Below are 16,437 nucleotides of genomic sequence, written 5' to 3' on the forward strand. Positions count from 1 at the left end.
CGTGCTCACTTCTCCGTGGTCACTTGGCGGCTTCCGCCTCCTGCGCCCCGCCGAAGCGGCGGTCGCGCTGGGCGTACTCCAGGCAGGCCCGCCACAGGTCCCGGCGGTCGAAATCCGGCCACAGGACATCCTGGAAAACCATCTCGGCGTAGGCGCTCTGCCAGATCAGGTAGTTCGAGGTGCGCTGCTCGCCGCTGGGGCGCACGAAAAGGTCCACGTCCGGCATGTCCGGGTAGTAGATGTACTTCTGGAAGGTCTTCTCGTTGACCTTCGACGGGTCCAGCTTGCCGGCCGCCACGTCCTGGGCGATGCGCTGCGCGGCGTCCGCGATCTCGGCGCGGCCGCCGTAGTTCACGCAGAAGTACAGCGTCATCGCGTCGTTGTTCTTGGTCTGCTCCTGGGCGACCTGAAGCTCCTGGACGACGGACTTCCACAGCTTGGGCATGCGGCCCACCCAGCGGATGCGGATGCCGAGCTCGTCCATCTCGTCGCGGCGGCGGCGGATCACGTCCCGGTTGAAGTTCATCAGGAACTTCACCTCCTCCGGGGACCGCTTCCAGTTCTCCGTGGAGAAGGCGTAGAGCGAGAGGTTCTTCACGCCCATCTCGATGCAGCCCTTGAGCACGTCCATGACGACGCCCTCACCGACCTTGTGGCCCTCGGTGCGGGGCAGCCCCCGCTCCTTCGCCCAGCGGCCGTTGCCGTCCATCACGACGGCGACGTGCTGGGGCACCAGCTCGCCGGGGATCTTCGGCGGCGTCGCGCCCGAGGGGTGCGGCTCGGGGGTCTTGTACGTGCGCCGGTTACGGCCGCCGAGGATCCCGCGTACTGCCATGAGCTTCTCAGTCTCCCTGTGTCACTTCTCTACGTACCGCGTTACTTCTCGGCGTACCGCGTCACTTCTCGACGTACCGCAGCGAGCGCAGGCCGCGCTCCAGATGCCAGTGCAGATAGGCGGACACCAGCCCGCTCCCCTCCCTGACATGACGCGCCTCGCACGCGTCCGCCGTCGCCCAGTCGCCGCTGAGCAGCGCGCTCAGCAGTTCGATGGCCTGTGCCGAGGGTACGACGCTGCCGGGGACCCGGCAGTCACCGCATATGACGCCCCCCGCCGCGACGGAGAAGAACCGGTTCGGGCCGGGCATTCCGCACTTGGCGCAGTCCTGGAAGCTGGGGGCGTACCCATTGACGGCGAGCGAGCGCAGCAGGAACGCGTCCAGGATCAGATGGGGGGCGTGCTCGCCCCGGGCGAGGGTGCGCAGGCCGCCGACGAGCAGCAGATACTGCTGGACGGCCGGTTCGCCCTCGTGGTCGGTGAACCGCTCGGCGGTCTCCAGCATCGCCGTGCCCGCGGTGTAGCGGGCGTAGTCGGCGACGATCCCGCCGCCGTACGGGGCGATCGTCTCGCTCTGGGTGCAGAGCGGCAGCCCGCGGCCGACGAGCTCGCTGCCGCGCGCGAAGAACTGCACGTCGACGTGGGAGAAGGGCTCCAGGCGGGCGCCGAACTTGGACTTGGTGCGGCGCACCCCGCGGGCGACGGCGCGGACCCGGCCGTGGCCGCGGGTCAGGATCGTGATGATCCGGTCGGCCTCGCCCAGTTTCTGCGTACGCAGCACGATGCCGTCGTCCCGGAACAAGCTCATGGTCCCATTGTCGCCCACCGGGGTCGGCCGACGGAGGCCCTGGGGCCGTTTACCCGGTCCACGAGGGCCTAGGAGGTCGTCCGCGGCCTGCGAGGGCCGTCCTGCCCGCCTAGGACGGCGTACGGGCCGCCTCGGCCAGCAGCCGGGCGGTCTCCTCGGCCGGGATGCCGAGGGCGCTGCCGACCGTCGTCAGGACCTGGCGCTCGGCGGCGCAGTAGGGCCCGTCGGCCAGGGCGATCCGGGCACTCTGGAGCAGGACGGACTCGCGGCCGGCCCCGGCCAGGTGCGGGGCGAGCGGTGCCAGCACCTCGTGCAGCTCGATGGCGAGGGTGGGGCCGCAGGCCTCGGCGGCCGGGTCGGTGCCGGAGCCTCGGCCGGTGTCGGCGGCCAGCACCTCGACGACGGTGAACAGCTGCTCCTGGGTGCAGTCGTCGAGCCCGGCGTCGCGCACGGTGGCGACGGCGGCCTCCAGGACCGTGCGGGAGGTGGTGCCCCCGGCGGCGAGGACGGCCAGGGTGACGGTGTGGACGGCTTCGCGGAGCATCGCGGAGAACCGGGTCGTGGTGGGGTGGTCCAGCGCCTCGGGGGCGTGGTGGGCCAGGCAGGCGGCGCACTCGACGACGGGCTCGGCCTCGCCCCGGCGGACCAGCGGGACCCCGAGGACGGTGAGCCGGCGGCGGCCGGTGAGCCGGCGGTAGTTGCGGTCTCCCCCGCAGCAGGGGCAGAAGAAGACGCCGTCGCCGACGGCGTCCCAGAACGTGCGAACGCCGCAGAGGACCGGCCTCAGAGCGCGTTGTCCTTTGGCTGATCGCACGTCGCACACCTCCGTAACGCTCCGGCAACACTGCCGTGTGTTGGACGTGATGTTAGCCACATTCGCGAGGGGGCGTCAGCCTCTTGGACGTCACAACCCCCGGATATGGCCGAACCCCGACCTCCCGGAGCGGGAGGTCGGGGTTCGGGTCGTGCCCGTTCGGCGTCAGCGGGCCGCGCGGTTGACGGCGGAGACGACCGCCTTCAGCGAGGCGCGCGTGGTGTTGGCGTCGATGCCGATGCCCCACAGGACCTTGCCGTCGATGGCGCACTCGATGTACGAGGCGGCCTGGGCGCTGGCCCCCTCGCTCATCGTGTGCTCGGTGTAGTCCAGCAGCCGGGCGTCGATGCCGATGGCCTGCAGCGCTTCGAAGAACGCGGAGATCGGGCCGTTGCCGGACCCGGTCAGGACGGTGTCGACGCCGTCCACGACGGCCTCGACGGTCAGGGTGTCGGTGCCGTCGGTGTCGGAGGTGGTCTGGCCGGAGCGCAGCTGGATGCGGCCCCAACGCGCCCCCGCGTTCTCCGCGTTCGGCAGGTACTCGTCCTGGAAGGTGGACCAGATCTGCGTCGGGGTGACCTCGCCGCCCTCGGCGTCGGTCTTGGCCTGAATGATCCGGGAGAACTCGATCTGCATCCGGCGCGGCAGGTCCAGCTTGTGGTCGTTCTTCAGGACGTACGCGATACCGCCCTTGCCGGACTGCGAGTTGACCCGGATGACGGCCTCGTAGGAGCGGCCGACGTCCTTCGGGTCGATCGGCAGGTACGGCACGGCCCACTCGATGTCGTCCACGGTCTTGCCCTGGGCCGCCGCGTCCTTCTCCATCGCGTCGAAGCCCTTCTTGATGGCGTCCTGGTGGGAGCCGGAGAAGGCGGTGTAGACCAGATCGCCCGCGTAGGGGTGGCGCGGGTGGATCTCCATCTGGTTGCAGTACTCGCTGGTGCGGCGGATCTCGTCGATCTGCGAGAAGTCGATCTGCGGGTCGACGCCCTGGGAGAACAGGTTCATGCCCAGGGTGACCAGGTCGACGTTGCCGGTGCGCTCGCCCTGGCCGAACAGGCAGCCCTCGATGCGGTCGGCGCCGGCCATGATGGCCAGCTCGGCGGCGGCGACGGCGGTGCCCCGGTCGTTGTGCGGGTGGACCGACAGGCAGATGTGCTCGCGGCGGGTCAGGTTGCGGGACATCCACTCGAAGCGGTCCGCGTGCGTGGAGGGCGTGGAACGCTCCACGGTGGCGGGCAGGTTGAGGATGATCTCGCGGCCCTCCTCCGGCTGCCACACGTCGCAGACGGCCTCGCAGACCTCCAGGGCGAAGTCCAGCTCGGTGTCGGTGAAGATCTCGGGGCTGTACTGGTAGCCGAAGATCGTCTCCGGTCCCAGGATCTTCTCGGCGTACTCCATGACCAGCCGGGTGCCGTCCACCGCGATCTGCTTGACCTCCTCGCGCGAGCCGCGGAAGACGACGCGGCGGAAGGTCGGGGCGGTGGCGTTGTACAGGTGGACGGTGGCCCGGCGGGCACCGACCAGGGACTCCACGGTGCGCTCGATCAGCTCTTCGCGGGCCTGCGTCAGGACGGAGATCGTCACGTCCTCGGGGATCGCACCCTCTTCGATGATGGAGCGTACGAAGGCGAAGTCGGTCTCGCCGGAGGACGGGAAGCCGACCTCGATCTCCTTGTAGCCCATCTTCACGAGCAGGTCGAACATCTCGCGCTTGCGGGCCGGGGACATCGGGTCGATCAGGGCCTGGTTGCCGTCGCGCAGATCGGTGGACAGCCAGCGGGGCGCCACGGTGATGCGGTTGTCGGGCCAGGTGCGGTCGGTGATGTCGACGGCCTCGTAGCGGCCGTACTTGTGGACCGGCATCCCGGAGGGCTTCTGCAGCTGCGTCGCGTTGGTGATCGGAGTGGGGCGGCCGACAGAATTACCGGCGGGATTCACGGTGGTCATGGCGTAGGGCTCCTCGGTCCAGCGGGGATCGGCCGACTGTGTCGCTGCAGCACCAGACTCCGCGGGGAGGGGGTCGGCCTACGACTACAGGCCCTCGCCGCGGCAGCTAAGAAGAAGCAGCCCGAAACGCATGATGCGACGAGCGTAACCGAGTGTGGCCCGTGGTGTCGGTCCGTATCAGTATGCGGGACCGGACATCGATGCCGGGTAAACAGTGACTCATCACTCCATTTCGTCAATCACCGTCGCAACCGGTGACAGCGCGGTGACGGAGTGCCACAGTCGTATCCATGCACCTTCGAACCGACGGCGAGCTCAACCCCGTCTTCTGCACCATCGTTCCGCCCCACGTCCTCGATCACCTCTCCCGGTCCGCCGACACCCGGCTCGCGGACCCGGCCCGCCGCACCCTGGCGGCCGACGCCCTGCGCCGTGACCACCGCCGGATCACCGCGCTCGCCGCGACACCGATCCGGCACACCGCCGGCGCGGTCCCCAGCAAGCCGCAGCGCATCCTGTACGACTGCGAGACGGGCACCACCCTGCCGGGCGTCAAGGTCCGCGAGGAAGGCGACAAGCCCACCTCCGACGCCAGCGTCAACCGCGCGTACGCCGGGCTCGGCGCCACCTTCGAACTGCTGCTCTCGGCGTACGGGCGCAGCTCGATCGACGGCAGGGGCCTCCCGCTGATCGGCTCCGTGCACTACGGCCGGGAGTACAACAACGCCTTCTTCGACGGCGAGCAGATGGTCTTCGGGGACGGCGACGGGGAGATCTTCCTCGACTTCACCGTCGCGGTCGACGTGATCGCCCACGAGCTGGCCCACGGCCTCACCCAGTACACCGCCAACCTGCGCTACGAGGGCCAGTCGGGCGCGCTCAACGAGTCCGTGTCCGACGTCATCGGCTCGCTGGTCAAGCAGTACTCGCTGGGCCAGAGCGCCGAGCAGGCCGACTGGCTGATCGGCGCCGGGCTGCTCGCGCCCCGGGTCAGCGGGGACGCGCTGCGCTCGATGAAGGCCCCGGGCACGGCGTACGACGACGACGTCCTCGGCAAGGACCCGCAGCCGGGCTCCATGGACGACTACATCGAGACGGAGGAGGACAACGGCGGCGTCCACCTCAACTCCGGCATCCCCAACCGCGCGTTCTACCTCCTGGCCACCGCGCTGGGCGGGAACGCGTGGGAGCGCGCCGGGCAGATCTGGTTCGACGTGCTGACCGGCGGCGAGCTGACGGCGACCGCGGACTTCGCGGAGTTCGCCCGGCTGACGGTCGCGGCGGCGGGCGCCCGCTTCGGCGAGGCGGACGAGCGGGAGGCGGTCCTCAAGGCCTGGTCGGAGGTGGGCGTCCCCACCCGGACCTGAACCGGACGGTCGAGTGCCCGATCGGCGGGCGGGGTTGAGTGCCCGTCCGGCCCCCGATAGACAGGACCCCATGCGCATTCAGGTCAGCCGGACCGGCGGCTTCGCCGGCATCGCCCGCCGCCATGAGGTCGACACGGAGGGCCGGGCGGACGCCGCCGAGTGGCGTTCCCTCGCCGAGGAGGCGCTCGGCGCGGCGCGGGACACCCCGTCGGCCGGGGTGCCGGACGGCTTCCGGTACGCGATCACCGTCGACGGCCGCACCGTGTACTGCGCTGACCCCGATCTGACCGGGGCGCAGCGCACGCTGATCTCACGCGTCCTCAAGGAGGGCGCGTGAGATCGGCACCCCTGCCGGACGAACGCTAGAAGCCGAGCTTCCGCAGCTGCTTGGGATCGCGCTGCCAGTCCTTGGCGACCTTCACATGCAGGTCCAGGAAGACCGGCGTGCCGAGCAGCGCCTCGATGTGCTTGCGGGACTTGGTGCCGACGTCCTTCAGCCGCTTGCCCTTCGGGCCGATGATGATGCCCTTCTGGCTGGGGCGTTCGATGTAGACGTTGGCGTGGATGTCCAGCAGCGGCTTGTCCGCCGGGCGGTCGGTGCGCGGCAGCATCTCCTCGACGACGACCGCGATGGAGTGCGGCAGTTCGTCGCGAACGCCTTCCAGCGCGGCCTCGCGGATCAGCTCCGCGACCATGACCATCTCCGGCTCGTCGGTGAGGTCGCCCTCCGGGTAGAGCGGCGGGCTCTCGGGGAGCAGCGGGGCGATGAGGTCGGCCAGCAGACTGACCTGCTGGTCCTTGACCGCCGAGACCGGGATGATCTCGGCCCACTCGAAGCCCAGCTCATCCGCGAGGGCGGAGACGGCGAGGAGCTGTTCGGCCAGCGCCTTCGACTCGACCAGGTCGGTCTTGGTGATGATGGCGATCTTGGGGGTCTTCTTGATCCCCGCGAGCTCCTTGACGATGTACTTGTCGCCGGGGCCGAGCTTCTGGTCGGCGGGCAGGCAGAAGCCGATGACGTCGACCTCGGCCCACGTGGTCCGCACGACGTCGTTGAGCCGCTCACCCAGCAGCGTGCGCGGCTTGTGGAGGCCGGGGGTGTCCACCAGGATCAGCTGCGCGTCGTCGCGGTGGACGATGCCGCGCACGGTGTGCCGGGTGGTCTGGGGGCGGTTGGAGGTGATCGCCACCTTCTGACCGACGAGAGCGTTCGTGAGGGTGGACTTGCCCGCGTTGGGGCGGCCCACGAAGCAGGCGAAGCCGGCCCGGTGGGGGGAGGTGGTCTCCGCTTGCTGGGCAGCGGATTCTTGGTTCGGTCGAGCGCTCATGGCGACCATTCTCCCCGATCCCGGCGGCGCTCTCGTACAGCGGTACGCCGGGACGCGCCGGAACGCCGGGGGGAACGGCCGCCGGGACGCCCCCTAACCCGCCGTGACGCGTGCGCGCAGGGTGCCGTCCGGGCCCGCGAGGAACACCGGGGTGTCCGGTCCGCCCAGGTCCCGCACCGCGGCCCGGTCGTCGTCGGCGGGGGTCTCGGCGGCGGAGACGACGGCCGCCGCCTCCAGCGAGGTGGCGCCGCTGGCCACGGCCATGGCGACGGCGGTCTGCAGCGCGCTGAGCTTCAGCGACTCCAGCGCCACCGTGCCCGCGACGTACGTACGTCCCGTCTCGTCGCGTACGGCCGCGCCCTCGGGCACGCCGTTGCGGGCGCGGGCGCTGCGCGCCAGGGTGACGATCTTGCGGTCCTCGGCGTCGAGGTCGGTGGTGTCGGTCATGGCACGAGCATACGAAGCGGGCGGCGGGCCGGCCGCGCGGGCCACCCCCGTACCGGTCGCTCCGGTCGCGCTCCCCCGGCACCGGGCCGGTGTTGCGGGGGGTTACGCGGACGGGTGCGCCCACCGGGCGGGCGCACCCGTCCGCGTAACGCCTCGCGTTCGACGGCCCGTGGCTTACGGCCGGTCCAGGCGGAGTCGTTCCGCTTTGGGGAGTCCGGCGACCACCAGGTCGTAGGAGTCCTCGATCATCTCGCGCAGCAGCCGGTCAGGGACGCCGGAGACGGTGACCGTGTTCCAGTGCCGCTTGCTCATGTGCCAGCCGGGCACGATCGCGGTGTGCGTCTCGCGCAGCCGGATCGCCTCGTCGGGGTCGCACTTGAGGTTGACCGTGAGCGGGCGGGCGTCCAGCGCGGTGAGGGCGAACATCTTGCCGAGCACCTTGAAGACCGAGGTCTCCGGTCCGAACGGGAACTCCTCCACGCTCGCGTTGAACTCCAGGCAGAAGGCCCGCAGCCGCTCCGGCGTCATTCCGCTTCCTTCTCCTCGGGCGCCTGGTGCTCGGGCTCCACGAGCACCGTGACGATCTTGTTCCGGCGGCCCGCCGGGGACTCCGCGGTGAGCCGCAGCCTGCGTTGGTCCGGCAGCTCGACGACGGCGGAGGCACCGGCGATCGGGACCCGGCCGAGCGCCTTGGCGAGCAGTCCGCCGACGGTCTCCACGTCCTCGTCGTCGTACTCGTCGAGCCCGAAGAGATCACCGAGGTCCCCGATGTCGAGGCGTGCGGTGACCCGGTAGCAGCCGTTCTCCAGCTCCTGGACGGGCGGCAGCTCCCGGTCGTACTCGTCGGTGATCTCGCCGACGATCTCCTCCAGGATGTCCTCGATGGTGACGATGCCCGCGGTGCCGCCGTACTCGTCGATGACGACCGCGACATGGCTGCGGTCCTGCTGCATCTCGCGCAGCAGGTCCCCGGCGTTCTTGGTGTCGGGGACGAAGGCGGCGGGGCGCATCGCGGTGGAGACGGGGTCGGCCTCGGACTCGCGGTTGATGTGCGTCTTGCGGACGAGGTCCTTGAGGTAGACGATCCCGACGACGTCGTCCTCGTTCTCGCCGGTGACCGGTATGCGGGAGAAACCCGAGCGCAGCGCGAGGGTGAGGGCCTGGCGGATCGTCTTGAAGCGCTCGATGGAGACCAGGTCGGTACGCGGCACCATGACCTCGCGGACCAGGGTGTCGCCCAGCTCGAAGACCGAGTGCACCATGCGGCGCTCGTCGTCCTCGATCAGCGACTCGGCCTCGGCGAGGTCGACCATCGCGCGCAGCTCGGCCTCGCTGGCGAAGGGGCCCTTGCGGAATCCCTTGCCGGGGGTGAGCGCGTTGCCGACGAGGATCAGCAGCTGCGGAATCGGGCCCATGATCCTGGCCAGGGGCAGCAGGACGTACGCCGAGGCCGTGGCCGTGTTCAGCGGGTGCTGGCGGCCGATGGTGCGCGGGGAGACGCCGATGGCGACGTAGGAGACGAGGACCATCACGCCCATGGCGACGGCCAGCGCCTCCCAGGTCTCGGGGAACTCCTGGAGGCAGACGTAGGTGACGAGGACCCCGGCCGACATCTCGCAGGCGACCCGCACCAGCAGGGCGACGTTGAGATAGCGGGTCGGGTCGGCCGCGATCTGCGCGAGCTTCGCGCTGCCGCGCCGGCCGGACCGGACCGCCTCGTCCGCCCGGAAGCTGGAGGTACGGGCGATGCCCGCCTCGGCGCAGGCGGCCAGCCAGCCGACCATGACCAGCAGGACGGCACCGACGATCAGCGGGGTACTCACGAGACGGTGGGGGCGGGGGAGGCGCCGGTGAGCCCGCGCTCCCCGCGCCAGCCGTCCACGATGGCGGCCTGGAGACCGAACATCTCGGCCTTCTCGTCCGGCTCCTCGTGGTCGTACCCCAGCAGGTGCAGCACCCCGTGGACGGTCAGGAGCTGGAGCTCCTCGTCCATGGAGTGCTGCGTCGGGGCCTCTTCGCCCTGCTTCTTCGCGACCTCCGGGCAGAGCACGATGTCACCGAGGAGCCCCTGTGGGGGCTCCTCGTCGTCCTTGGCCGGCGGACGCAGCTCGTCCATCGGGAAGGACATGACATCGGTCGGGCCGGGGAGGTCCATCCACTGGATGTGCAGTTGCTCCATGGCGTCGGTGTCCACCACGATCACCGAGAGCTCGGAGAGCGGGTGGATCCGCATCCGGGCCAGTGCGTAGCGGGCGATGTCGAGGATCGCCTGCTCATCGACCTCGGTTCCGGACTCGTTGTTGACATCGATCGACATGGTGCTCTGCGGCTACTTCCCTTTTCGGCGGTCGCGCCGGCCGTCCTGGCGGCCTTCCGCCCGACCGTCCTGCTGACCGTTTCGGCTGTCGTACTTCTCGTACGCGTCGACGATACGGCCGACGAGCTTGTGCCGGACGACATCCTGGGAGGTGAGGCGGGAGAAGTGCACGTCCTCCACACCCTCAAGGATCTCCTGGACCTGCCGCAGCCCGCTCTTGGTGCCGCTCGGCAGGTCGACCTGGGTGATGTCACCGGTGATGACGATCTTGGAGTCGAAGCCGAGGCGGGTGAGGAACATCTTCATCTGCTCGGCGCTGGTGTTCTGCGCCTCGTCGAGGATGATGAACGCATCATTCAGGGTCCTACCCCTCATGTATGCCAGCGGCGCGACCTCGATCGTGCCCGCCGCCATCAGCCGTGGGATCGAGTCGGGGTCGAGCATGTCGTGCAGCGCGTCGTAGAGCGGACGCAGATACGGGTCGATCTTGTCGAACAGGGTGCCCGGCAGGAAGCCGAGCCGCTCCCCCGCCTCGACCGCGGGGCGGGTCAGGATGATCCGGCTGACCTGCTTGGACTGGAGTGCCTGGACCGCCTTGGCCATGGCGAGGTACGTCTTGCCCGTACCGGCGGGACCGATGCCGAACACGATCGTGTGCTCGTCGATCGCGTCCACGTACCGCTTCTGGTTGAGCGTCTTGGGGCGGATGGTGCGGCCGCGGTTGGAGAGGATGTTCTGCGTGAGCACCTCGGCGGGCGTCTCGCCCTGGGGGTCTCCCTGTCCGTTGCCGGCCGCCCTGAGCATGGCGATCGACCGTTCCACTGCGTCCTCCGTCATCGGCGCTCCGGTGCGGAGCACGAGCATCATCTCGTCGAACAGGCGTTGGATGAGAGCGACGTCCGCAGCCTCACCCGTGGCACTGATCTCGTTGCCCCGGACATGGATGTCGGCCGCCGGGAAGGCCTCTTCGATCACGCGCAACAGCGAGTCGCCCGATCCGAGGAGCATCACCATGGGGTGTGCGGCCGGGATCCTGATCTGGGCACGCGCCTGCGGCTGTGTGGGTGACTGAGTCATGGGCCGGCCCTATGGCCTGCGCATACCTCCCGTTGCAGGGTTCTCGCTGCTCGACAACCTCTGGATTACCAAGCCTACGACCTGGCAGTGACAACACCGAGGGGTTTTACCGGCCGTGTGTACGACCCGGCCCGGCGCCCCGTGCGCGACCCGCCCGGCGCCCCCGTGTGCGGCCGGCCGCCGCGCGCTCACTGGCGGAAGCCGATCGTGGGCACGGCACGCCGCAGCGGCCAGGCACGGGCCGTGGTGGGCAGCAGGTCGTCCAGGAAGGCGTAGCGCTCCAGGGCGGCCGGGTCCTGGCGGTCGCAGGTGCGGATCAGCTGCCACCAGGCGGCGATCTCGGCCCAGCCGGGGGCGGAGAGCGAGCCGCCGAACTCCTGGACCGAGAGGGCGGCGGTGAGCCCGGCGAAGGCGAGCCGGTCGGCGAGCGGCCAGTCGGCGAGGGTGCCGGTCACGAAACCGGCGACGAAGACGTCCCCCGCCCCGGTCGGGTCGAGCGCCTCCACCTCGATGGCGGGCACCGCCGCCGCGGTGCCGGTGCGGCCGTCCACGGCGTACGCGCCCTCCGCCCCGAGGGTGACCACGGCGAGCGGGACGCGTTCTGCGAGCGCGTGCGCGGCGGCGCGCGGACAGTCGGTACGGGTGTAGCGCATCGCCTCCTCCGCGTTGGGCAGGAACGCCTGGCAGTGCGCCAGGTCGGGCAGGGCGTCCAGGTCCCAGCGGCCGGTCTCGTCCCACCCCACGTCGCCGAAGACCAGCGCACCGTCGCGGGCGGCGGCGGCCACCCAGGGCTCGCTCCGGCCCGGGGTGAGCGAGGCGATGGCGGCGCGGGCGCGCGGCGGGCACCGCGGGAAGACCGGGGCGGCGGCTCCGGTGGGGGCTCCGGTTCCGGTGGCCCCCGTCGCGGTTCCGGTTCCGGCCGGGGCGGGGGCCTCGTGGCCGTGCGACACCATCGTGCGTTCGCCCTCGTACGCCATGGAGACGGTGACCGGGGAGTGCCAGCCGGGGACGGTGTGCGACATGGACAGGTCGATGCCCTCGCCCTGCTCCAGCGCGTCCCAGCAGTACTCCCCGTAGTGGTCGTCCCCGAAGGCTGCGGCGAGGGAGGTCCGCAGGCCGAGGCGGGCGAGGGCGGTGGCCATGTTGGCGACGCCGCCGGGGCTGGAGCCCATCCCCCGGGCCCAGGACTCGGTGCCGCGCACGGGGGCGCTGTCGAGGCCCGTGAAGATGATGTCGAGGAAGACCGGGCCCGTCAGGAAGACGTCGCAGGCGGGGTCGCGCGGGGCGCGCAGCGCCTCCAGCGGGTCGATGCCCGGAGTGTCTGTGCTCACCGTGCGCTCCCGGGGTCGTGCGGCGGATCGTGGCGGGATCCGGACCGTGTGAGGTGCGGCCAGTCTGCCCGATCGGCGGAGGGGAACGCAGTGTCCGCGCCCATGTGTTCGCAGCACGCCTGACCTGCATAAACATGCGCTAATACCCGGGGTTCGGCTGCATAAACGCATAAGTGACCCAGATCACATCAGGGCGGCTTTCGGGGAGCCGGAAGCGCTTGATACAAATTGCCCCGCGAGCACCCTCGGGGACGTTGTCCGACGAGAGCCGCAATCCCCCGGCATAGCGCCATATCTCCCGCAGCACCCCCATGCCTTCCCGCAGTACCCCTTCCTGCCTCACCCCCTCTCGCCTTCTCGCAGCACCCCCACGCCTTTTCGCAGTACCCACGCCTTTTCGCAGTACCCACGCCTTCTCGCAGTACCCCCTCCCCTCCCCCTGCCTGCTCAGGCATGTCTTCAGGAACGCCCATGTCCTCGCGCCCTGGCGCCGCGTGGCCCCTGGTGGCCGTGTTCACCGCCGGTTACCTCGCCTCCTATCTGCTGCCCACCGTCGTCGGCCGGCTCAGCGCCCATCTCGGGCTGAGCCCCGCCCAGGCCGGTCTGGTCGGCAGCGCCCTGCTCCTCAGCTCGGCCGGCGCGGGCTTCGCCCTGGCGGGCCGGGTCGAGCGGTTCGGGGCCCGTACCCCCGCCCGCGCCGGACTGGTGCTGGCCGCCGTCGGCTACGGCTCGGCCGCGCTCGCCGGGTCCGTACCGCTGGTGGTGCTCGGTGTGATGGTCGGCGGCTTCGGCTCGGGCACGGCGACGGCCGTCGCGGCGTCCGGGATCGCCGCCCGGCGCGACCCGCACCGGACGTCCTCGCTCGGACTGCTCACCGTCTCCGCCACCGCGGGCGTCCTCTACCTGACGATCCCTCACCTCGGCGGCGGCCACCGGCTCCCGTTCGCCGCGATCGCCCTGGTCGCCCTGCTCGTCTGGCCCGCCACCGCCCGGCTCGACGGCGTACGGGCGGCGGAGGAGACCAGCTCGCCGGTCACCGGCCGACTGCCGCACCGCCGCTCCGGGCTCGTCCTGGCGGGCGGAATGCTCATCTGGTCCATGGCGCAGAACGCGCTGTGGGGCGTGAGCAGCCGTATCGGCCTCGATCAGGCGGGGCTGTCCGAGGTCACCGTCGGCGCGGTGTTCGCCGCCGCGCTCGGCGCGGGGCTGCTCGGGGTGACGGGCGCCGGGCTGCTCGGTGCGCGGCTCGGCCGGGCGGTGCCGATCGGGCTCGGGACCGTGGTCATCGCCGCGAGCATCGTGCTCAGCTCCTCGGCCCGGGACCTCGGCTCGTTCGCGACCGGCGAGATCATGTGGAACACCGTCTACCCGGTGGTCCTGTCCTATCTGATCGGCCTGGCCGCCTCCCTGGACGTACGCGGCCGGTGGGCGGTGCTGGCGGGCTCGGCCTCCTCGGTGGGGGTGGCCTGCGGCCCGCTGCTGGGGAGCGTGCTCTCCGAGGAGGCCGGCTACCCGGCCATGGGGCTGATCCTGGGGGCGGCCACCCTGCTGGTCGCCGCCCCGGTGACCGCCGTGGCGCTGCACACCGGTGGCCGTCCGCTGGTGCCCGGTTCGGTACGGCGTCGCGGTGGCGCCCCGGCAGCGCTGCTCGCCGCCACCACCGGCGGCGGTCTGTCCGGCGCGGTGCCGAAGCTCGGCTCACCGGAGCAGGCCGTCACCGAACTCCGTGTACGGCGCAGGCGGCTGGTGCGCAGCGCGATCCGGACGGCCGGTCCGGACGGCGGTTCCGGTCAGTCGAACGCGTACGCCTCGACCTCGGACAGGTAGCGAGCCCGGCGTTCCTCGTCGTGGTCGAGGAAGGCCGCCTCGAAGGAGTTGCGGGCCAGGGTGCGCAGCTGCTCCGGGTCCAGGGCGAGCGCCTCGCGGACGGCGTCGAAGTTGTCTCCTGCGTACCCGCCGAAGTAGGCGGGGTCGTCGGAGTTGACCGTGCAGAGAAGCCCTGCGGCCATCATCCGCGGCAGCGGGTGGTCGGTGAGCTTGTCGACCGTCCGCAGCCTGACGTTGGAGAGCGGGCAGAGCGTGAGCGGCACCCGGTCCGCGACCAGGCGCGCCACCAGCTCCGGGTCCTCCATGCAGCGCAGCCCGTGGTCGACGCGCTCAACGCCGAGGATGTCCAGGGCCTCCCGGATGTACTCCGGCGGGCCCTCCTCCCCCGCGTGGGCCACCTTGCGCAGGCCGAGCGCGGTGGCCGCCTCGTACACGGCGCGGAACTTGGCGGGCGGGTGGCCGACCTCGGCGGAGTCCAGGCCGATGGCGCTGATCCGGTGCAGATACGGCTTGGCCGCGTCGAGGGTGCCGAGGGCCGACTCGGCGGACAGGTCGCGCAGGAAGCACAGGATGAGCTGGGTGGAGACGCCGTGGGTCTCCTCGCTGCGCTCCAGGGCGCGGCCGAGTCCTTCGATGACCGTACCGATGGGGACGCCCCGGGCGGTGTGCGCCTGCGGGTCGAAGAAGATCTCGGCGTGCCGGACCCCCTGGGCGGCGGCGCGGGCGAGGTAGGCGTCGGCGAGTTCGGTGAAGTCGTCCTCGGTGCGCAGGACGGCCATCAGCGCGTAGTAGAGGTCCAGGAAGGACTGGAGGTCGTCGAACTGGTAGGCGGCGCGCAGTTCGTCGGTGGTGGCGTACGGCAGGGTCACCCCGTTGCGTTCCGCGAGGGCGAAGGCCAGCTCGGGTTCGAGGGTGCCTTCGATGTGGAGGTGGAGTTCTGCCTTGGGGAGGTGCACGGTGTCTCGCAAACGGGGTGGGGGTTCTCAGGGGTGGTGCCGGGTGGGGACCGGGACGCGGATGAGGTCCTGGGCGACGGTGAGTTCGCCGTCGAACCCGGCGGCGCGGGCCTGGGTCTCGAAGAGCTCCGGGTCGTTGTAGCGCTGGGAGAAGTGGGTGAGCACCAGGTGGCGGACGCCCGCCTCCTTCGCGACCCGGGCGGCCTGTCCGGTGGTCAGGTGGCCGTGGTCGACGGCCAGTTTCTCGTCCTCGTCGAGGAAGGTCGACTCGATGACGAGCATGTCGCAGCCCTCGGCGAGCGCGTACACCCCGTCGCAGAGGCGGGTGTCCATGACGAACGCGAACCGCTGCCCGCGCCGGTGCTCGGAGACCTGCTCCAGGGTGACGCCGCCGAGGGAGCCCTCGCGCTGGAGGCGGCCCACGTCCGGTCCGGCGATGCCGTGCTCCTTGAGCAGGGCGGGCAGCATGCGGCGGGTGTCGGGCTCGGTGAGGCGGTAGCCGTACGACTCGACGGGGTGCGAGAGCTTCTTGCTGTCCAGGGTGTACGCGGGGGTGGTGGCGAGGATTCCGCCGCCCCCGGCTACCGGTACCTGGTCCAGCTCCACGGTCTCGCGGTAGGCCGTGGCGTACCGCAGCCGGTCGAAGAAGTGCTGCCCGCTCGCCGGGTAGTGGGCGGTCACCGGGTGCGGCACCTGGTCCAGATTGATGCGCTGGATCACCCCCGCGAGCCCGAGGGAGTGGTCGCCGTGGAAGTGGGTGACGCAGATCCGGTGGATGTCGTGCGCGGCGACCCCGGCCCGCAGCATCTGGCGCTGGGTGCCCTCACCGGGGTCGAAGAGGATGCCCTCGCCGTCCCAGCGCAGCAGATAGCCGTTGTGGTTGCGGTGGCGGGTGGGGACCTGGCTGGCGGTGCCGAGCACCACCAGCTCGCGTACGGACATGGGGAAACGCTCCTGCGCTACGAGGGACTATGCGCTGCGAGGTCCTATCCGGGGGGCCACTGAAGGCCTCGGCCGCCCAGGACGTGGGCGTGCGCGTGGAAGACGGTCTGGCCCGCTCCGGAGCCGGTGTTGAAGATGATCCGGTAGCCGGTGGAGTCGATCTTCTCGTCGGCGGCGACCGCTCCGGCCTCGGTCAGCACGTCGGCGGCGATCTGCGGTTCGGCGGCGGCGAGGGAGGCGGCATCCGGGTAGTGGGTCTTGGGGATGACCAGGACGTGGGTCGGGGCCTGCGGGTTGATGTCGCGGAAGGCGATGGTGGTCGCGCTCTCACGGACGATGGTCGCCGGGATGTCTCCCGAGACGATCTTGCAGAACAGGCAGTCGGTCTGCGGCTCTCCCGCCATGGCGCCGGGCCTCCTCGTTCGCTGGTGATCAGTA

The 16,437-nt window shown here is 70.9% G+C and carries 17 protein-coding genes; 3 read left to right on the top strand and 14 right to left on the bottom strand.

The genetic code is table 11. The features are described from left to right. Nucleotides 1-19 precede the first annotated feature (19 nt). From CCZ36_RS09460 to leuA, 4 genes are all read right to left on the bottom strand, one after another. On the bottom strand, nucleotides 20-835 hold the full coding sequence (locus CCZ36_RS09460) for an isoprenyl transferase (protein ID WP_069736564.1): 816 nt from the start codon (nucleotides 833-835) through the stop codon (nucleotides 20-22). A gap of 61 nt (nucleotides 836-896) precedes the next feature. After that, the gene (gene recO, locus CCZ36_RS09465) at nucleotides 897-1,643 is read right to left on the bottom strand and encodes a DNA repair protein RecO (RefSeq protein WP_069736563.1); all 747 of its coding nucleotides are present in this window, start codon (nucleotides 1,641-1,643) and stop codon (nucleotides 897-899) included. Between the two features lie 109 nt (nucleotides 1,644-1,752). Further along, nucleotides 1,753-2,457, bottom strand: coding sequence for a TerB family tellurite resistance protein (locus tag CCZ36_RS09470; RefSeq protein WP_128817451.1), 705 nt, complete (start codon nucleotides 2,455-2,457; stop codon nucleotides 1,753-1,755). A gap of 165 nt (nucleotides 2,458-2,622) precedes the next feature. Then, nucleotides 2,623-4,407, bottom strand: a complete 1,785-nt coding sequence (leuA, locus tag CCZ36_RS09475) for a 2-isopropylmalate synthase (protein ID WP_069736562.1) — start codon at nucleotides 4,405-4,407, stop codon at nucleotides 2,623-2,625. 290 nt (nucleotides 4,408-4,697) lie between these two features. Here leuA and CCZ36_RS09480 point away from each other — a divergent pair, with 290 nt between their 5' ends. Beyond that, the gene (locus CCZ36_RS09480) at nucleotides 4,698-5,774 is read left to right on the top strand and encodes a M4 family metallopeptidase (RefSeq protein WP_069736561.1); all 1,077 of its coding nucleotides are present in this window, start codon (nucleotides 4,698-4,700) and stop codon (nucleotides 5,772-5,774) included. Between the two features lie 70 nt (nucleotides 5,775-5,844). Beyond that, nucleotides 5,845-6,111, top strand: a complete 267-nt coding sequence (locus tag CCZ36_RS09485; protein ID WP_010070649.1) for a protealysin inhibitor emfourin — start codon at nucleotides 5,845-5,847, stop codon at nucleotides 6,109-6,111. Nucleotides 6,112-6,136: 25 nt separating this feature from the next. On the opposite strand, the gene era is transcribed toward CCZ36_RS09485, so the two are convergent. The 7 genes from era to CCZ36_RS09520 all read right to left on the bottom strand — a co-directional run bounded on the left by era (nucleotide 6,137) and on the right by CCZ36_RS09520 (nucleotide 12,274). Further along, the gene (gene era, locus CCZ36_RS09490) at nucleotides 6,137-7,111 is read right to left on the bottom strand and encodes a GTPase Era (RefSeq protein ID WP_176734585.1); all 975 of its coding nucleotides are present in this window, start codon (nucleotides 7,109-7,111) and stop codon (nucleotides 6,137-6,139) included. An 84-nt stretch (nucleotides 7,112-7,195) separates the two neighbouring features. After that, nucleotides 7,196-7,549 (bottom strand): cytidine deaminase, encoded by a 354-nt coding sequence (locus tag CCZ36_RS09495; RefSeq protein ID WP_069736560.1) that lies wholly within the window; start codon nucleotides 7,547-7,549, stop codon nucleotides 7,196-7,198. A 174-nt stretch (nucleotides 7,550-7,723) separates the two neighbouring features. Beyond that, a complete protein-coding gene (locus tag CCZ36_RS09500) occupies nucleotides 7,724-8,077 on the bottom strand; it encodes an MmcQ/YjbR family DNA-binding protein (RefSeq protein ID WP_006124328.1) in 354 nt (117 codons plus the stop codon). Then, nucleotides 8,074-9,372: a hemolysin family protein gene (locus CCZ36_RS09505; RefSeq protein WP_069736559.1), complete on the bottom strand. Its 1,299-nt coding sequence runs from the start codon at nucleotides 9,370-9,372 to the stop codon at nucleotides 8,074-8,076. Before CCZ36_RS09505 ends, CCZ36_RS09500 begins: the two co-directional genes overlap by 4 nt. Beyond that, a complete protein-coding gene (gene ybeY, locus CCZ36_RS09510) occupies nucleotides 9,369-9,866 on the bottom strand; it encodes an rRNA maturation RNase YbeY (RefSeq protein WP_006124330.1) in 498 nt (165 codons plus the stop codon). Before ybeY ends, CCZ36_RS09505 begins: the two co-directional genes overlap by 4 nt. Before the next feature lie 12 nt (nucleotides 9,867-9,878). Next, nucleotides 9,879-10,943 carry a PhoH family protein gene (locus CCZ36_RS09515; RefSeq protein ID WP_079134095.1) on the bottom strand — a complete coding sequence of 355 codons (1,065 nt, stop codon included), beginning with the start codon at nucleotides 10,941-10,943 and terminating at the stop codon, nucleotides 9,879-9,881. A gap of 188 nt (nucleotides 10,944-11,131) precedes the next feature. Beyond that, nucleotides 11,132-12,274 (bottom strand): carbohydrate kinase family protein, encoded by a 1,143-nt coding sequence (locus CCZ36_RS09520; RefSeq protein WP_128817452.1) that lies wholly within the window; start codon nucleotides 12,272-12,274, stop codon nucleotides 11,132-11,134. 471 nt (nucleotides 12,275-12,745) lie between these two features. Between CCZ36_RS09520 and CCZ36_RS09525 the strand changes: the two genes are divergently transcribed. Further along, nucleotides 12,746-14,101, top strand: coding sequence for an MFS transporter (locus CCZ36_RS09525; RefSeq protein ID WP_128817453.1), 1,356 nt, complete (start codon nucleotides 12,746-12,748; stop codon nucleotides 14,099-14,101). Here the strand turns inward: CCZ36_RS09525 and CCZ36_RS09530 are convergent. The 3 genes from CCZ36_RS09530 to CCZ36_RS09540 are packed head-to-tail and all read right to left on the bottom strand — an operon-like array spanning nucleotide 14,065 to nucleotide 16,403. Next, nucleotides 14,065-15,057 carry an adenosine deaminase gene (locus CCZ36_RS09530; protein ID WP_069736556.1) on the bottom strand — a complete coding sequence of 331 codons (993 nt, stop codon included), beginning with the start codon at nucleotides 15,055-15,057 and terminating at the stop codon, nucleotides 14,065-14,067. The genes CCZ36_RS09525 and CCZ36_RS09530 overlap by 37 nt on opposite strands. A 27-nt stretch (nucleotides 15,058-15,084) precedes the next feature. After that, a complete protein-coding gene (locus tag CCZ36_RS09535) occupies nucleotides 15,085-15,999 on the bottom strand; it encodes a ribonuclease Z (protein ID WP_069736555.1) in 915 nt (304 codons plus the stop codon). A 44-nt stretch (nucleotides 16,000-16,043) separates the two neighbouring features. Next, nucleotides 16,044-16,403 carry a histidine triad nucleotide-binding protein gene (locus tag CCZ36_RS09540; RefSeq protein ID WP_069736554.1) on the bottom strand — a complete coding sequence of 120 codons (360 nt, stop codon included), beginning with the start codon at nucleotides 16,401-16,403 and terminating at the stop codon, nucleotides 16,044-16,046. Nucleotides 16,404-16,437 lie beyond the last annotated feature (34 nt).

It is taken from the genome of Streptomyces sp. S063 (assembly GCF_002832675.1).
In the GTDB taxonomy this organism is placed as follows: domain Bacteria; phylum Actinomycetota; class Actinomycetes; order Streptomycetales; family Streptomycetaceae; genus Streptomyces; species Streptomyces sindenensis.

Bases quoted from the DNA above. Each gene is read 5' to 3' on its own strand.
- CCZ36_RS09480 (WP_069736561.1), top strand. From the start codon at position 4,698: ATGCACCTTCGAACCGACGGCGAGCTCAACCCCGTCTTCTGCACCATC.
- leuA (WP_069736562.1), bottom strand. From the start codon at position 4,407: ATGACCACCGTGAATCCCGCCGGTAATTCTGTCGGCCGCCCCACTCCG.
- CCZ36_RS09525 (WP_128817453.1), top strand. From the start codon at position 12,746: ATGTCCTCGCGCCCTGGCGCCGCGTGGCCCCTGGTGGCCGTGTTCACC.
- era (WP_176734585.1), bottom strand. From the start codon at position 7,111: ATGGTCGCCATGAGCGCTCGACCGAACCAAGAATCCGCTGCCCAGCAA.
- recO (WP_069736563.1), bottom strand. From the start codon at position 1,643: ATGAGCTTGTTCCGGGACGACGGCATCGTGCTGCGTACGCAGAAACTG.
- CCZ36_RS09540 (WP_069736554.1), bottom strand. From the start codon at position 16,403: ATGGCGGGAGAGCCGCAGACCGACTGCCTGTTCTGCAAGATCGTCTCG.
- CCZ36_RS09500 (WP_006124328.1), bottom strand. From the start codon at position 8,077: ATGACGCCGGAGCGGCTGCGGGCCTTCTGCCTGGAGTTCAACGCGAGC.
- CCZ36_RS09515 (WP_079134095.1), bottom strand. From the start codon at position 10,943: ATGACTCAGTCACCCACACAGCCGCAGGCGCGTGCCCAGATCAGGATC.
- CCZ36_RS09535 (WP_069736555.1), bottom strand. From the start codon at position 15,999: ATGTCCGTACGCGAGCTGGTGGTGCTCGGCACCGCCAGCCAGGTCCCC.
- CCZ36_RS09485 (WP_010070649.1), top strand. From the start codon at position 5,845: ATGCGCATTCAGGTCAGCCGGACCGGCGGCTTCGCCGGCATCGCCCGC.
- CCZ36_RS09460 (WP_069736564.1), bottom strand. From the start codon at position 835: ATGGCAGTACGCGGGATCCTCGGCGGCCGTAACCGGCGCACGTACAAG.
- ybeY (WP_006124330.1), bottom strand. From the start codon at position 9,866: ATGTCGATCGATGTCAACAACGAGTCCGGAACCGAGGTCGATGAGCAG.
- CCZ36_RS09495 (WP_069736560.1), bottom strand. From the start codon at position 7,549: ATGACCGACACCACCGACCTCGACGCCGAGGACCGCAAGATCGTCACC.